Raw genomic sequence first — 14314 nt, 5'->3', positions numbered from 1 at the left:
TCCAGCCGCCGGGCTGGTTTATTTTTTTTTCATTTTCATCAAGGTTTGCCGTTATGGAATTCGATCGGGCCGGTGTACGTGCATTAATGGAAATTACCCAGCGTCCGGAGTTGGTCTTTGTGCGAGGAGAAGGTTCCTGGCTGCAAGATCACAACGGCAAGCGATACCTGGATACGGTCCAGGGCTGGGCCGTGAACGCGCTGGGCCACAGCCCTGCCAACGTGATCAAGGCGATCACCGAACAAGCGTCCAAATTGATCAATCCTTCGCCTGCGTTCTACAACGAGCCCTCTATTGAGCTGGCCAAACGCATCGTGGAGCACTCCTGCTTTGACCGCGTGTTCTTTGCCAACAGCGGTGGTGAAGCCAACGAGGGTGCCATCAAGCTGGCGCGCAAATGGGGTCAGATCAACAAGAACAACGCTTACAAGATCATTTCTTTTGAGCACTCCTTCCATGGCCGTACCCTGGCTACCATGTCCCTGTCCGGCAAACCCGGTTGGGATCGCATGTTTGCTCCTCAGGTTGAAGGCTTTCCGAAAGCCAAGCTGAACGATCTGGAATCCGTGCGCGCGCTGATCGACGATCAAACCGTGGGCATCATGCTCGAACCCGTGCAGGGCGAGGCCGGTGTCATTCCCGCTACCGTGGAATTCATGAAGGGTCTGCGCGCCTTGGCCGACGAGCACAAGCTGCTGCTGATCGTGGACGAAGTGCAAACCGGCATGGGCCGCACCGGTACCCTGTTTGCCTACGAGCACTCGGGCGTCCGTCCGGACATCATGACGCTGGGTAAAGGCATTGGTGGTGGCGTGCCGCTGTCGGCACTGTGCGCCCGCGAAGAAGTGTCCTGTTTCCAGCCTGGTGACCAGGGCGGCACCTACAATGGCAACCCCTTGATGACCGCGGCTGGCGTGGCTGTGTTCGATGAATTGACGGCTCCCGGCTTTCTGGAGTCGGTCAATGCCCGCGCCAAGCAGTTGTCCGAAGGCTTGCTGGCCATCAGCGCCAAGTGGGGCATGAACGGCGAGCGTGGCGAAGGCTTGCTGCGTGCCCTGATCCTGGATCAGGACGACGGCCCGGAAATCGTGGCTGCTGCCCGCGACCGCGCTCCAGAAGGCATGCTGCTGAATTCGCCACGTCCGAACCTGCTGCGTTTCATGCCAGCGCTGAACATCACAGCTGACGAAATCGACCTGATGCTGGCCTGGCTGGACGAAATCCTGGTCAAGGTTCGCGGCTAAGCTGTGTTGCTGCCATAAAGAAATCCGCCTTCGGGCGGATTTTTTTTGGTCTTTGGATTTTTGTAGCCCTGCGGGTCTGGTAGGCTTGCAAACCGCCGTTCCTGGCTTAGAAGTCGAGTTGCTCAGTTGTAATCCCAAGCGCGGCGGCAATGCGCTCCAGGCTGCTTTTGCGTAGCCGCTCGCTGCTCTCTTGCTGAGCATAGGCAGATTGGCTGATACCCAGGCGAGCGGCCAGCTCTGCCTGTGTCAGCCCAAGGTGTTCACGCCATGCCCGAACCGGCGTTGCACCGTCGATCGTGCTGCTGACGACGGCGTGGGGGATTAGCCCGCCGTCCTGGGCCTGGCTGGCGATGTAGTCCTGGTAGGGAATCACGACAAAAGCGGGATTGCCGTCCGGGCCATTGATGATCTGAATGTTAGTACGTACGTTCATCGCGCTTTCTCACTTCCTGGATGTCGATAATTCTTATTTCTGCGTCCCAATCAAACAGGACGCGATAGTTTCCGATGCGCAGGCGATAGCCATACGGGTGATTCGTCAGCGCTTTGATGTTTTGCGATCCGGAGCAATTGGGCATATCAGCCAAGTTGCCGACACCGTCGCGGATAGCGCCTTGGTGTTGCCTGTCGATCTTGCGCAGTTGTTTGGCGGCTTTGGGTGTCCAGAATATCGAGTTCATGGACAGAATATAAGTTAATTATAAGTTAAGTTTCTTGATATAAGTTTGGAAAAATTGCGCGGAGGCCGACAAAAAACCATTTGTGACCTTTGTCCTTGCTCTCCCACGACTAACTTGAAACGCGCATGAAATAGCACAGACCTCATCGTTGCCAGTGTTTAGTTTATTTAAAAAAATAATATAAATATCAATAACTTGAAGTAATTTTATCCAGCCATTAGCCAGCATAAGTAAATGATTGTTCTGTTGTGGTGCCAGGGGAAGGGAGTCGATGTAATAGAAGCTTCCAAGATTTGCCTGCAAGCGCAGGCCCACCCTTTGAGGCACTGTTTACCATGCTCCAGCATCTGTCCAAACTTATCGTAGCTAGTGCCCTTGTGCTGGCTGTTTCTCCGGCCATCGCCGCCGACTCCTTACGCATTGGCGTGGTACCCGGTGCCTATGCCGATTCCATCAATGCGGCGGCTCAGGATGCCAAGGCCCAAGGCATCAATGTCGAGGTGATTGAGTTCACCGACTGGACCACGCCCAATGTGGCAGTGGATAACGGCGATATTGATATCAACTATTTCCAGCACCAGCCTTTTCTGAAAAACGCCATTGAGAAAAACGGCTACAAGCTGGCCAGCGCGGGCACGGGCATTCTGGCCAATGTGGGGCTGTATTCGCTCAAGCATCAGGTGGTAGAACAGGTTCCCCAAGGCGGCAAGGTAGGCATCGCCAACGATCCCGTGAACCAGGGCCGTGGCCTGTTATTGCTGCAGAAGGTCGGGCTGATCACGCTCAAGCCGGAGGTCGGTTACCTGGGCAGTCTGAATGACATTGTCGAGAACCCCAAAAAGCTCAGCTTTGTGGAAGTGGAAGGCCCGCAACTGGTGCGTATTACGGGGGATGTGGATATTGCCCAGGGCTATCCGCATTTCATCGTGGCGGCCAAGGCCTTTGATCCTTCCAGTGGTCTGGCCTACTCGGGTATTGAAGATGCGCAGTTTGCCATTCAGTTCGTGGTGAAAGCGGACCGTACCAACGATCCTGTCATTCAAAAGTTCATTTCCATCTATCAAAACTCGCAGTCTGTGCGTGACGTGTCGCGTGCGGCATTCAATAACGACGAGCGCCTCTACACCCTGGCCTGGCTGAATGCACAAGGAGGGGCGAAATAATGACGGCGATTTTCTCCTCTCGCGTGCAGCGTTGGACGCTGGGCATTCTGTTTGCCGCTGCCCTGCCGTTCAGCAGCTCTGCCGCCGTGATCAAAGTGGGCTCCATTCCCGGTGCAACCTCGGATGCGGTGCAAGCGCTGATCCCGGAAGGCAAGAAGCAGGGTCTGGATATTCAGTTGGTGGAATTTACGGATTGGACGCTGCCCAACGAGGCTGTCAACAACCGCGATATTGATGTGAATTTCTTCCAGCACGAAGCCTTTTTGAACAATGCCATCAAAGAGCGTGGCTACGACCTGGAATTGATTGGTCTGGGCTTGCTGCAAAACATTGGCCTGTACTCGAACAAGTATCAGTCTCTGGACCAGGTTCCCAAGGGCGCAACCGTGTCCTTGCCGAATGATCCGGTCAATCAGGGCCGTGGCCTGTTGCTGCTGCAAAAAGCGGGCCTGATTACCTTGCGTCATGGTCTGGATACCGGGGCTACGGTCAATGATGTGGTGGACAACCCCAAGCAGCTCAAGCTGGTGGAAATTGAAGGCCCGCAACTGATTCATTCCCTGCCGGATGTGGATCTGGCCGTCGTCTGGCCCAGCTATTTCGTCAGCGCTGGCCGCAAGGCGGATGCGGGCAAAGCCCTGGTCTATTCCGGCATTGCCGACACCTTTTATGCAATGGGTTTTGTCACGCGTAAAGACCGCGTCAACGACCCTGCCCTGAAACAGTTCGTGGAGCTGTTCCAGCAGTCGCAAGCGGTACGCGACACGATTGCAGACCGCTTTGATCACAACCCCCATCTGTACACCTTGCCCTGGCAAGGCAGCAGCACAGCGAGCAAGTGATATGGCATACACATCAGCACTACGGCGTAATTTGGACGAGCTGCGGGACACCGCCGAACAGGCCGCAGGACAGCGCGAGGTTCATAAGGCCAGTGCGTCTGTCAAAGCGGAACTGGAACAGCAACCCAGCGTCGTCAAGGCAGGCAGCGTGGCTTTTCGCAATCTGTCCAAAATCTATCAGTCCTCGGCAGGCGCCGTGCCTGCCTTGCAGGACATTGATCTGGACATCGCGCCAGGCAGCATTTTCGGCATTATTGGCCGCAGCGGCGCGGGTAAATCCAGCTTGCTGCGCACCATCAACCGGCTGGAGCGCCCGAGCAGCGGCCAGGTACTGGTGGATGGCGTGGATATTGCCCGCTTGAATGAATCGGAACTGGTGCAGCTGCGTCGCCGCATTGGCATGATTTTTCAGCACTTCAATTTGTTGTCTGCCAAAACGGTGTACGAGAACGTGGCTTTGCCCTTGAAGGTGGCCGGGGTGTCGGCACAAGACATTGCTCAGCGTGTTCAGGAACTGCTGCAACTGGTCGGCTTGCAAGATAAGGCCGATACCTATCCCAGTCGTTTGTCGGGTGGGCAAAAGCAGCGCGTGGGCATTGCTCGCGCCTTGGCAACCGGCCCGGAGATTTTGCTGTGTGACGAAGCCACTTCGGCGCTGGACCCGGAGACTACGCAATCCATTCTGAGTTTGCTCAAGGACATTAACCGCCGCCTGGGCATTACCGTCGTGCTGATTACGCACGAGATGAGCGTGATCCGTGAAATTGCCGACCGCGTGCTGGTGCTGGAAAAAGGCCGCATTGCCGAGCTGGGCGAGGTCTGGCGTGTGTTTGGCAAACCGCAGCATGACGCCACCAAGGCACTGCTGGCACCTTTGCAGCACACACTGCCGGAGGACTTGCAGGCACGTCTGGTACAGCAGCCTCCTGAAACTGGCACGTACAGCCGCATCCTGCAATTGAGCTATAGCGGCGAAGGTGGCTGGGAGCCGGATTTGCTGCGCATTGCCCGCAGCCTGCCCGGCCAGCCGCAGCTGGTTCATGGTGGCGTGGACCGCATTCAGGGCCATGCACATGGACGTTTGCTGGTCGCCATTGAGGGGCATGTGAGCCTGCCCGATTTGACATCTTTGATGCAAGGCCCGGCGGCCATCGCGCATCACATTGAGGACATTGGATATGTTGTGGAATCTGAGTATCCCCGCTGAGCGTTATTGGCAGGCTTTTCTGGACACGTTGATGATGGTGGGCGTGTCGGGGGGCATCGCCTTTCTGGCTGGTATTCCGCTGGCGGTGCTCTTGATTGTGACGGCCCCTCATGGCTTTTGGGAGTCGCCCAGGATCAACCGGGCGGTGGGTAGCGTGGTGAATGGTTTTCGGGCCACGCCCTTCATTGTTTTGCTGGTCGCCTTGATCCCCTTCACGCGTTTGCTGGCAGGCACCACGATTGGAGTGTGGGCGGCTATTGTGCCCCTGGCAATCAGCGCCACGCCGTTCTTCGCACGGATTGCCGAGGTCAGCCTGCGCGAGGTGGATTCGGGCCTGATTGAAGCGGCTCAAGCCATGGGCTGCAAGAAGTGGGACATCGTGCGCCACGTCTACTTGCCCGAGGCACTGCCCGGCATTGTGGGTGGCTTCACCATCACCATCGTGGCCTTGATCAGCTCCTCGGCCATGGCCGGTGCGGTCGGTGCCGGTGGCCTGGGTGACTTGGCAATCCGCTATGGCTATCAGCGTTTTGACACGCAGGTGATGTTGATCGTGATTGCCGTGTTGATTGCTTTAGTGACTGTGGTGCAGTTTGCCGGCGACCGCTACGTGCAGTGGCTGCGCGCACGTTGATCCGAGTTCAGCCAAGGGCTGGCGCACGTAGTGGCGTCGCCTTGGTAATGAATGTGATGTTCTTTGTTTGCTCGGACGCTCTGTCTTGAGCTGGGACGCAGGTGCTGGCAGCTGCGTCTATCCCTACCGTTTTTAGTCATTGAAAAGAGTGCCGTATGAATGATCGGATTACTCAGGGCGGAGCTTTGCCCGAAGCATCTGCAAAGCCGCGTCTGCCCTTGCCCCCCCAACAGCCTCATGTGATTGGCAGTGAAGCCGAAGCCCTCGCCATTGCTCGGCAATTGGCCACTGAATTTGCGCAAACTGCTGCCGAGCGCGACCGCCTGCGCCAGCTTCCCTGGGACGAGATAGAGCGCTATACCGCCCGTGGCCTGGGTGCCATCACTATCCCCAAAGCCTATGGCGGTCTGGAAGCTTCCAACGAAACGCTGGTGCAGGTGTTTGCCATCATCAGCGCGGCTGATCCTTCCCTGGGTCAGATCCCGCAAAACCATTTCGCGCTGATCCAGAACCTGAAAGACACCGGCACCGAATCTCAAAAGCAGCGCTGGTTCCAGGCGGTGCTGCACGGCGCACGTTTAGGCAACGGCGGACCGGAGAAAAAGGGTAAGGCAGCGGTGATGACGGACGTCACTGCCCATCTTGCTCGGGCAGCAGATGGCAGCTTGCGCGTTAGCGGCACACGTTTTTACTCCACTGGCGCTTTGTTCGCGCATTGGATTCCGTTCCGAGCCGCGGATGAGCAAGGCCGGGGTGTGCAGGTCTGGGTACGCCGCGATGCGCCCGGTGTGCAGGTGATTGATGATTGGAATGCCTTTGGGCAACGCACCACCGCCAGTGGCAGTGTGGTGTTCGACCGGGTTCTGGTCGAGGAAGACCATGTGCTGGAAAGCTGGCGTTTCGTAGACAAACCGTCCTTGTCGGGCCCGATTTCTCAATTGATTCAAGCCAGCATTGACGCCGGTATCGCCCAGGCTGCCCTGCAGGATGCGCTGGAATTTGTGCGCAATCGCGCGCGCCCCTGGACCGACTCGGGTGTGACCAGCGCCACGCAGGACCCTCACATCATTCAGGAAGTGGGTGCCTTGCAGATTGAGGTGGATGCCGCTCAGGAAGTTTTACTGGAGGCAGCGCGTTTGCTGGATGAATTGGCTGCCAAACCCGTCGATGCGGATAGCAGCGCCCGTGCGTCGGTGGCTGTTGCCGAGGCAAAAATCCTGACGACGGAAGCCGCCCTGAACGCCAGCGAACAGCTCTTTGCCTTGGCGGGCTCATCGTCCACCCGTGCTGCTCATAACCTGGATCGCCACTGGCGCAACGCCCGCGTACACACCTTGCATGATCCGGTGCGCTGGAAATACCACCTGTTGGGCAATTACTTGCTCAATGGTATTGCTCCCTCTTATCACCAATGGAATTGAGGCTATGACGATCCCGTTTTCTACGTCCGCACACCTCATCCAGTCCGAGGCCGAAGCGCTGCAGGCAGCTGAGCAGTTTGCACAGTTCATTGCCCAACAGGCGCTGGAGCGCGACCGCGACCGCATTTTGCCGCATCAAGAGGTGGAGCAATTCAGTCAAGGTGGTTTGTGGGGCATCACGGTCCCCAAAGAATATGGGGGCGCGGGTGTTTCCACCGATGTGCTCACCCGGGTTGTGCAGCGCATTGCCCAGGCCGATGGCAACTTTGGCCATATCCCGCAAAACCACTATTACGCGCTGGAAGTGTTGCGCGTGGGGGCGACGCATGAGCAAAAAGCCTTTTTCTACGATCAGGTGCTGCAAGGCAAACGCTTTGGCAATGCACTGGCGGAGATCGGCAAGAAGGATTTTGTACGTCGCACGCAGTTGCTCAAAGCGCCGGATGGCTGGTTTGTGGATGGCCGCAAGTTCTATTGCACGGGCTCGCTGTTTGCACACTGGATTCCCACGCTGACGAGCTCGCCTGATGATGGCCGCCTGTATTTGGTTTTTGTGCCGCGTGAGGCTAAAGGCGTCACGCTGACAGACGACTGGGACGGCTTTGGTCAACGTGTCACGGGCAGTGGCTCGGTGGAGTTCACGCGTGTTCCCGTGCAGCCGCAATGGGTTGTACCGTTCACCGATTCCTTCGAGCGTCCCACCCCCATTGGTCCTTACGCCCAGATTATCCATGCAGCACTGGATTTGGGTATCGGCCAAGGGGCGTTCGAGGCCACCCTGCCCTTCATCCGTGCGCACAGTCGCCCCTGGATTGCCGCTGGCGTGGGCAGCGCCGCCCAGGACCCGTTGTTATTGCAGGAAGTGGGCAATGTGCATGTGCGTTTGCGGGCCGCGCAAGCGCTGCTGGCCCGCGCCGCCCGCTATGTGGATGCCGCCCAGCACGCCCCGGATGAGGACAGCGTGGCCCAGGCTTCCATTGCCGTGGCGCAGGCCAAAGCCTTGTCCATCAGCGCCAGCCTGCTGGCAGGCAGCAAGCTGTTTGAACTGGGGGGCACCAGCGCTACGCAAGCCCAGCATGGCCTCGATCGCTACTGGCGCAATGCACGCGTCCATACCCTGCATGACCCGGTGCGCTGGAAGTACCACGCCATTGGCAACTATGCCCTGAATGGCGTGCGTCCGCCGCGTCATGGGGCCTTGTGATGCCATTTTGCTTCGATATGGCCTGTTTTTTTTAGGCCACGAGCCTTTCTCTTTTATCTGGATTTTGATTGATGACTATCTCGAAAATTTTGAAAAAACTGACGGCATTCAGCCTTGTCTCGACCGCCGTCTTGTTGAGTAGCACAGCGACCGCAGCTCCTTTGAAAATCGGTGTTGTGCCTGGCATTTTTGCGGACTCGGTGGTCGTTGCCGCTCAGGAGGCCAAGCAGCAGGGTGTGGATGTGCAGGTGATCGAATTTACCGATTGGGCTACGCCGAATGTGGCGCTGGACGCGGGCGATATTGATCTGAACTACTACCAGAACAGTAATTACCTGGCCAATGCGGTGCGCGACAAGGGCTTCAAGCTGGTCAGCGTGCAGCCGGGCATTTTGTCTTACCTGGGCCTGTATTCTCTCAAGCACGCCACGCTGGCCGATTTGCCCGATGGCGCAAAAGTGGCGATTGCCAGTGACGCCGTCAACGTAGGCCGTGGGTTGCGTCTGTTACAGCATGCAGGTTTGATCACGCTGCGCCCCGAGACCGGCTTGCTGGGCACGCCCGATGACATTGTTTCCAACCCCAAGAACCTGAAGTTTGTGGAAGTGGAAGGCCCGCAATTGGCACGTGCCACGCAGGACGTGGATCTGGCTCAAGGCTTTCCGTATTTCATCCTGGCCTCCAAAGCCTTTGATGCTACGAAAGCCTTGTCCTTGACCAGTTACGAGGACGACTCCTGGGCGATTCAGTTTGTGGCCCGTAGCGACAAGACGAAAGACCCGCGCATTGCCCAGTTCCTGGAGGTCTACAAAACATCGCCTGCGGTGCGCGAGGCAATCGATCAGTTCTACCAGGGCGAGAAAAAGCTGTATCGCCTGACCTGGTTGCCGCATTAAGCAAGGAGAATGCCCCATGACGCAGCCCAAGAAACACATCCATATCAACGCTTTCAACATGAATTGCGTCGGCCACATCCACCATGGTTTGTGGACGCATCCGCGTGATCAATCCACGCAGTATCACACTCTGAAGTACTGGACTGATCTGGCCAAAACGCTGGAAAAAGGCTTGTTCGACGGCATCTTTCTGGCGGATGTGGTCGGCTATTACGACGTTTACCAGCAAGGTGTGGACTTGACGCTGCGCGAGGGTATTCAACTACCGGTGAACAACCCCTGGCTGCTGGTCTCGGCTATGGCAGCCGTCACGCAACATATTGGCTTTGGTCTGACAGCGTCAGTGGCGGCTCATCACCCCTACACCTTCGCACGCGATGTCAGCACGCTGGATCAGCTAAGCAATGGCCGCATAGGCTGGAACATCGTGACGGGTTATGTGGATAGCGGGGCGCGGGGTTTGGGGCAGGATGGTCTGGATGCACACGACAGCCGTTACGACCGGGCCGAGGACTTTCTGCAATTGGCTTACAAGCTGTGGGAAGGCAGCTGGGAAGATGGCGCGCTGATTGCCGACAAGCAGCGTCGTATCCATGCCCTACCCGAGAAAGTGCATACCGTGCATCACGAAGGGCCGTTTTATCGCAGCAATGCAATTCATATGAGCGCGCCCTCTCCTCAGCGCACGCCTCTGCTGTTCCAGGCAGGCACTTCGGCGCGGGGGCTGCAGTTTGCCGGGCAACATGCTGAAGGGGTTTTCATCGGTGCGCGGGACCCGGAAGCGGCCAGGGACTCGTCCCGCAAGCTGCGTCAGGCAGCGGTCAATGCGGGACGGCAAGCGCAGGACCTGAAGATTTATGCGGGTGTAGCGGTCGTTACGGGTGCTACGGAAGCCGAGGCTAAAGAGAAGTATGCCGACTATCTGGCCCATGCCAGTTCCGAGGGCGGCCTGGCGCATTTTGCGGCCAGTACCGGCGTGGACTTTGCCCAGTATGACCTGGATGAACCCATCAGCTTTGGCCCCAGCAACGCGATTCAATCCGCAGCGGCCGCAGCCCAGAAACAAGGCTGGACGACGCGCCGCAAGCTGCTGGAGCAATTCACGCTGGGTAGCCGCTACAAAACCATTGTGGGCGACCCGCAGCAAGTGGCGGATGCGCTAAGCACCTGGGTTGATGAAGGCGAGATCGACGGCTTCAATCTGACCCGCATCGTTGTGCCTGAAACCTGGGAAGACTTTGCCAGCTACATCGTGCCCGAGCTGCAAAACCGGGGCCGCTATCGCACGGCGTATGAAGGTGGAACCCTGCGCCAGCAATTGTTTGGACAAGGAGATCGGGTATCTGCCACGCACCCTGCCGCGCAGTGGCGGCATTTGGTGCCCGGTTCGACCCCGGAGGCGGGATCGGATGAGGCGGCTACCTCTGCCTTGCAGGCAAGCTGATTAGGGCGAGAAAGAGCCAGTATCTGCTGCGTTGAATCATTTTTTACGACCCCTTTTATAAGGTCAGGACCATGTTGTTTGCCCGTTTTTCTATTCGTGCCGTGTTTGCCTTGGCAGCTTTGAGCCTAGCGGGCCATGTGTCTGCTGCTGCATTGAAAATCGGCGTCACGCCCGGCTCTTTGGCCGATTCTGTTGCCGTGGCAGCCAAGGAGGCCAAGAAACAGGGCCTGGAGGTCGAGGTGATTGAGTTCACCGACTGGACCACGCCCAATACGGCCTTGGCCTCCGGGGATCTGGATTTGAATTACTTCCAGCATCAGGCTTTCCTGGACAATGCCGTCAAGGAAGGCGGCTATGCCATTGAAAGTGTGGCTTATGGTTTATTGCCCAATATTGGCTTGTATTCCAAGCAGTATTCGTCCTTGGATGCGCTGCCCGAAGGCGCTTCTGTTGGGGTGGCGAGTGATCCGGTGAATCAGGCGCGCGGCCTGCTGCTTTTGCAGACGGCTGGCCTGATTCAGCTGAAAGAGGGGGCAGCTGCGCGTGCCTCGATTCATGATGTGACGGCCAACCCCAGAAAGCTGCGCATTGTGGAAGTCGAAGGGCCGCAATTGGTGCGCGCAGCCGATGACCTGCCCTTGGTCCAAGGCTATCCAGCCCATTTTGTGAACGCCGGGCAGGCCGAGCTGGCCAGCAAGGCCTTGCAGTATTCCACGGTAGATGACCTGTACTACGCCATCCGCTTTGTCGCGCGGAGCGGCCATAGAGATGATCCGCGCATACGCCAGTTTGTGGATCTTTATCAAAACTCCCCTGCCGTGGCCGCGCAGATCGACACGTCTTTTGCGGGGGACAAAAAGCTGTATGCCTTGCCGTGGAAGACGACCGGTCATGCCTCCATTACGCAGGTTCCTTGAGGGCTGCACATCATGATGACTGACACTGCCGTTTTTACCTCTGATGTTGCGCCACGCCGGACTGTGCCAGAAAGGGCAGCGCCAGCAAGTGCACGAGCTTCCGATCTGAGCACCTTGCGTGCCCGTTTCAGCGCCCTCTTTCAGCGCATTGCCGATACCGCTGCGGAGCGCGAGCACACCCGTACCCTGGCCTACGCCCCCATTCTTTGGCTGAAAGACAGCGGTTTCACGGCTCTGCGTGTACCGCCCCAATGGGGTGGCAGTGGGGTTTCCATCCCGGTGTTCTTTGAGCTGTTTCAGGAACTGGCCGCGGCGGATTCAAACGTCGCTCAAATTCTGCGGCCTCATTTTGGCTTCATCGATCGACTGTTGATTGATCGGGATGAGACTACGCAAGCGCAATGGCTGCCGCTGGCAGGCCAAGGAGCGATTTTTGGCAATGCCACCACCGAGACTGGCCTGGGTGCTGTCTGGCAACTGCAAACCACGCTGGAACCTGATCCTGAGCAGGCCGGACAGTGGCGTTTGAATGGCCGCAAGTTCTATAGCACAGGCACCTTGTACGCAGATTGGGTCACGGTGGTGGCCCGCAGTACCGGGACGGAGCAGGAAGATGAAACGGTACATGCCGTGGTGGCCACCAATCAGGAAGGGGTGGAGCGTCTGGATGACTGGCATGGTTTTGGGCAAAGGCTGACGGGGTCCGGTACAACGGTACTGACCGATGTGCTCGTGCCCGAGAGCGCCATCATCCGTTTCCCGCGTCAGGAACCTACCCCCTTGGTGGCCTATTTTCAGCTGGTGCATTTGGCGACCTTGGCGGGTATTGCCCAAGCCTTGCAGCGGGATGCGGTGGCTTATGTACAGGCGCGCAAACGTGTCTTTAGCCACGGCAGTGCGGCGTTGCCCAAGGATGATCCTTTGGTGCAGCATATCGTGGGCGAGCTGGCCAGCACGGCTTATATTGCCCAGCTGGCGGTGCGTGATGTGGCGGCTCATTTGCAGAATATTGCGGATCAGCGGCGGGCGGATGTGGCGGTTCCCCGCGAGACTTTGGATGCCCTGGAACTGCGAACGGCACAGGCGCAAGTGGCGGTGGTGGAGCCGGTTTTGCGGGCGGCCACGCGTCTATTCGACGTGGGTGGTTCCACGGCCCTGGAGGAATCCCGTCGTCTGGATAGACACTGGCGTAATGCGCGGGCTCTGGCCTCGCACAATCCGGTGATCTACAAGGCCCGTTCGGTGGGGGATATTTTGTTGAACGAGGCCGAGCCAGTGTATTACTGGCATGTGGGGACGAAGGAGAGTTGAGCCGATGCGGCCAGAGGCGGGGCTGCCTCTTGGAAACATAAAGGGCACGAATTAATCGTGCCCTTTATGTTGTCAGCTGTGAGCGCGCAGCCTCTCAGGGTAAATCAACGACAAAATAGTACGCTAAGCGCGTGATGAGGCTGGCACCCAGCGATAAAGCGTAGGAACGGATACGTCCAGGTTCTTGGCCACGTCCTTGAGTGGTACACCGCTGGCCAGCAGCTTCTTGGCTGACTTGATTTTGTTGTCGTTCATCTTGGGTTTGCGACCACCCTTGCGGCCAAGCTGCTTGGCGACTTCCAGCCCGGTACGGGTACGTTCGATTGTCAGTTCGCGCTCCATCTCGGCCAGGCTGGCCATGACGTGGAAGAAGGACCGACCAGACGGCGTGCTGGTGTCGATGGAGTCGGTGAGGCTTCTGAACTGGATACCTTGTGTGCGCAGTTTGTTGACCAGATCGACCAGTTGCTTGACTGAGTGGCCCAAGCGGTCCAGCTTCCAGACCACCAATGTGTCGCCCTCGCGCAGCATTTCGAGCGCTTTGACCAAGTCTGGACTATTTGCTCGCGTGCCACTTACCTTGTCTTCAAAGACCCTCTGGCACCCGGCCTGAATCAAAGCTTTGCATTGCAATTCAAGGTTCTGATCTTGCGTCGAGACGCGCGCATAGCCGATCAGCATGGCGTGTCGCCGTCTGCATCCTGACGAACGGCAAGTAACTGTTGAAGCAATTCCGGTAGTGCTGTCTGCACGGTGTCCCACACGACATCGAGGTTGACGTCGAAGTAGCCGTGGGCGATGCGGTTGCGCATACCGCGCATACCGCGCATACCGCGCATATTACGCCACGGCACTTGTTCGTGTGTCTGAGCGAACTCGATATAGCCATCCATGACCTTCGTGGCAGCCTCGCCAATAATGATAAGGCTCATGATGACGGCTTGCTGGGTTCGTTTGTCCCCAAGAAAATCTTCTCTGGTCAGGCCCTCTATGAAACCGCATGCATCGGTTGCAGCTTGCTGTATGTGGTCAAGGTAATCCGGAAGACGGTACTTGCTCATACCGGTTGCGCCTCTGCAAGCACTTTGGCCCGGAATTTAGGCGGCAGGTCGCCGGGCGTCACCAAATCGACGTGAATACCAAGCAGCGATTCTAGCTCGTCTTGCAGGCCTCCCAGGTCGAACAGCGTCGCACCAGGCAGTGCGTCAACCAGCAAATCAATGTCGCTGCCATCCTGGTCGGTGCCATGTAGGATTGAGCCGAAGACGCGTGGATTCGCCGTGCGAAAGCGGCTTACGGCTTCACGCACTGCATCTCGGTTCATGTCGAGCACAACAGATGGTCGCATGGT

Annotated in this window: 16 protein-coding genes; 11 read left to right on the top strand and 5 right to left on the bottom strand. The window is 57.7% G+C overall.

Going from position 1 to position 14314, the window contains the following annotated elements; translation table 11 throughout:
* Positions 1 to 53 precede the first annotated feature (53 nt).
* Positions 54 to 1244, top strand: coding sequence for an acetylornithine transaminase (locus V6936_RS14730; protein ID WP_240209160.1), 1191 nt, complete (start codon positions 54 to 56; stop codon positions 1242 to 1244).
* Between the two features lie 106 nt (positions 1245 to 1350).
* On the opposite strand, the gene V6936_RS14725 is transcribed toward V6936_RS14730, so the two are convergent.
* Together V6936_RS14725 and V6936_RS14720 are read right to left on the bottom strand one after the other, a co-directional pair.
* On the bottom strand, positions 1351 to 1677 hold the full coding sequence (locus V6936_RS14725; RefSeq protein ID WP_131071127.1) for a helix-turn-helix domain-containing protein: 327 nt from the start codon (positions 1675 to 1677) through the stop codon (positions 1351 to 1353).
* Positions 1661 to 1924: a type II toxin-antitoxin system RelE family toxin gene (locus V6936_RS14720; RefSeq protein WP_003800623.1), complete on the bottom strand. Its 264-nt coding sequence runs from the start codon at positions 1922 to 1924 to the stop codon at positions 1661 to 1663. The genes V6936_RS14725 and V6936_RS14720 overlap by 17 nt, the downstream gene beginning before the upstream one ends.
* Positions 1925 to 2259: 335 nt before the next feature.
* Between V6936_RS14720 and V6936_RS14715 the strand changes: the two genes are divergently transcribed.
* The 10 genes from V6936_RS14715 (at position 2260) to V6936_RS14670 (ending at position 12963) form a co-directional block, all read left to right on the top strand.
* Complete coding sequence (locus V6936_RS14715; protein WP_301606302.1) at positions 2260 to 3087, top strand: MetQ/NlpA family ABC transporter substrate-binding protein; 828 nt, start codon at positions 2260 to 2262, stop codon at positions 3085 to 3087.
* Positions 3087 to 3929, top strand: coding sequence for a MetQ/NlpA family ABC transporter substrate-binding protein (locus V6936_RS14710; protein WP_301606304.1), 843 nt, complete (start codon positions 3087 to 3089; stop codon positions 3927 to 3929). Before V6936_RS14715 ends, V6936_RS14710 begins: the two co-directional genes overlap by 1 nt.
* A 1-nt stretch (position 3930) precedes the next feature.
* Entirely contained in the window at positions 3931 to 5136 is a 1206-nt protein-coding gene (locus V6936_RS14705; protein WP_336580041.1) for a methionine ABC transporter ATP-binding protein, read from the top strand.
* On the top strand, positions 5108 to 5770 hold the full coding sequence (locus V6936_RS14700) for a methionine ABC transporter permease (RefSeq protein ID WP_026483900.1): 663 nt from the start codon (positions 5108 to 5110) through the stop codon (positions 5768 to 5770). Before V6936_RS14705 ends, V6936_RS14700 begins: the two co-directional genes overlap by 29 nt.
* A gap of 155 nt (positions 5771 to 5925) precedes the next feature.
* Entirely contained in the window at positions 5926 to 7191 is a 1266-nt protein-coding gene (locus V6936_RS14695; RefSeq protein ID WP_336580040.1) for an SfnB family sulfur acquisition oxidoreductase, read from the top strand.
* Between the two features lie 4 nt (positions 7192 to 7195).
* Positions 7196 to 8395 (top strand): SfnB family sulfur acquisition oxidoreductase, encoded by a 1200-nt coding sequence (locus tag V6936_RS14690; RefSeq protein WP_336580039.1) that lies wholly within the window; start codon positions 7196 to 7198, stop codon positions 8393 to 8395.
* Between the two features lie 71 nt (positions 8396 to 8466).
* Positions 8467 to 9291: a MetQ/NlpA family ABC transporter substrate-binding protein gene (locus V6936_RS14685; RefSeq protein WP_131071131.1), complete on the top strand. Its 825-nt coding sequence runs from the start codon at positions 8467 to 8469 to the stop codon at positions 9289 to 9291.
* Positions 9292 to 9307: 16 nt separating this feature from the next.
* Complete coding sequence (locus V6936_RS14680) at positions 9308 to 10735, top strand: LLM class flavin-dependent oxidoreductase (protein WP_219235410.1); 1428 nt, start codon at positions 9308 to 9310, stop codon at positions 10733 to 10735.
* 71 nt (positions 10736 to 10806) lie between these two features.
* The gene (locus V6936_RS14675; protein WP_336580038.1) at positions 10807 to 11652 is read left to right on the top strand and encodes a MetQ/NlpA family ABC transporter substrate-binding protein; all 846 of its coding nucleotides are present in this window, start codon (positions 10807 to 10809) and stop codon (positions 11650 to 11652) included.
* 12 nt (positions 11653 to 11664) lie between these two features.
* Positions 11665 to 12963, top strand: a complete 1299-nt coding sequence (locus V6936_RS14670; RefSeq protein ID WP_336580037.1) for an acyl-CoA dehydrogenase family protein — start codon at positions 11665 to 11667, stop codon at positions 12961 to 12963.
* 123 nt (positions 12964 to 13086) lie between these two features.
* On the opposite strand, the gene V6936_RS14665 is transcribed toward V6936_RS14670, so the two are convergent.
* Genes V6936_RS14665 through V6936_RS14655 form a run of 3 tightly spaced genes read right to left on the bottom strand, consistent with a single transcriptional unit; the run spans position 13087 to position 14311 of the window.
* Positions 13087 to 13644: a recombinase family protein gene (locus V6936_RS14665; protein WP_336580036.1), complete on the bottom strand. Its 558-nt coding sequence runs from the start codon at positions 13642 to 13644 to the stop codon at positions 13087 to 13089.
* Entirely contained in the window at positions 13638 to 14024 is a 387-nt protein-coding gene (locus V6936_RS14660) for a HepT-like ribonuclease domain-containing protein (RefSeq protein ID WP_336580035.1), read from the bottom strand. The genes V6936_RS14665 and V6936_RS14660 overlap by 7 nt, the downstream gene beginning before the upstream one ends.
* Positions 14021 to 14311: a nucleotidyltransferase family protein gene (locus V6936_RS14655; RefSeq protein WP_336580034.1), complete on the bottom strand. Its 291-nt coding sequence runs from the start codon at positions 14309 to 14311 to the stop codon at positions 14021 to 14023. The genes V6936_RS14660 and V6936_RS14655 overlap by 4 nt, the downstream gene beginning before the upstream one ends.
* Positions 14312 to 14314 lie beyond the last annotated feature (3 nt).

Origin of the sequence: Alcaligenes sp. CHO6 (assembly GCF_037120595.1) — a bacterium.
Lineage (GTDB): Bacteria > Pseudomonadota > Gammaproteobacteria > Burkholderiales > Burkholderiaceae_B > Alcaligenes > Alcaligenes ammonioxydans.
This window is presented reverse-complemented; position numbering and strand designations above follow the sequence as displayed.

What these genes read in the sequence shown, in the direction of transcription:
- V6936_RS14730 (WP_240209160.1), top strand. Translation starts at nt 54, where the DNA reads ATGGAATTCGATCGGGCCGGTGTACGTGCATTAATGGAAATTACCCAG.
- V6936_RS14725 (WP_131071127.1), bottom strand. Translation starts at nt 1,677, where the DNA reads ATGAACGTACGTACTAACATTCAGATCATCAATGGCCCGGACGGCAAT.
- V6936_RS14720 (WP_003800623.1), bottom strand. Translation starts at nt 1,924, where the DNA reads ATGAACTCGATATTCTGGACACCCAAAGCCGCCAAACAACTGCGCAAG.
- V6936_RS14715 (WP_301606302.1), top strand. Translation starts at nt 2,260, where the DNA reads ATGCTCCAGCATCTGTCCAAACTTATCGTAGCTAGTGCCCTTGTGCTG.
- V6936_RS14710 (WP_301606304.1), top strand. Translation starts at nt 3,087, where the DNA reads ATGACGGCGATTTTCTCCTCTCGCGTGCAGCGTTGGACGCTGGGCATT.
- V6936_RS14705 (WP_336580041.1), top strand. Translation starts at nt 3,931, where the DNA reads ATGGCATACACATCAGCACTACGGCGTAATTTGGACGAGCTGCGGGAC.
- V6936_RS14700 (WP_026483900.1), top strand. Translation starts at nt 5,108, where the DNA reads ATGTTGTGGAATCTGAGTATCCCCGCTGAGCGTTATTGGCAGGCTTTT.
- V6936_RS14695 (WP_336580040.1), top strand. Translation starts at nt 5,926, where the DNA reads ATGAATGATCGGATTACTCAGGGCGGAGCTTTGCCCGAAGCATCTGCA.
- V6936_RS14690 (WP_336580039.1), top strand. Translation starts at nt 7,196, where the DNA reads ATGACGATCCCGTTTTCTACGTCCGCACACCTCATCCAGTCCGAGGCC.
- V6936_RS14685 (WP_131071131.1), top strand. Translation starts at nt 8,467, where the DNA reads ATGACTATCTCGAAAATTTTGAAAAAACTGACGGCATTCAGCCTTGTC.
- V6936_RS14680 (WP_219235410.1), top strand. Translation starts at nt 9,308, where the DNA reads ATGACGCAGCCCAAGAAACACATCCATATCAACGCTTTCAACATGAAT.
- V6936_RS14675 (WP_336580038.1), top strand. Translation starts at nt 10,807, where the DNA reads ATGTTGTTTGCCCGTTTTTCTATTCGTGCCGTGTTTGCCTTGGCAGCT.
- V6936_RS14670 (WP_336580037.1), top strand. Translation starts at nt 11,665, where the DNA reads ATGATGACTGACACTGCCGTTTTTACCTCTGATGTTGCGCCACGCCGG.
- V6936_RS14665 (WP_336580036.1), bottom strand. Translation starts at nt 13,644, where the DNA reads ATGCTGATCGGCTATGCGCGCGTCTCGACGCAAGATCAGAACCTTGAA.
- V6936_RS14660 (WP_336580035.1), bottom strand. Translation starts at nt 14,024, where the DNA reads ATGAGCAAGTACCGTCTTCCGGATTACCTTGACCACATACAGCAAGCT.
- V6936_RS14655 (WP_336580034.1), bottom strand. Translation starts at nt 14,311, where the DNA reads ATGCGACCATCTGTTGTGCTCGACATGAACCGAGATGCAGTGCGTGAA.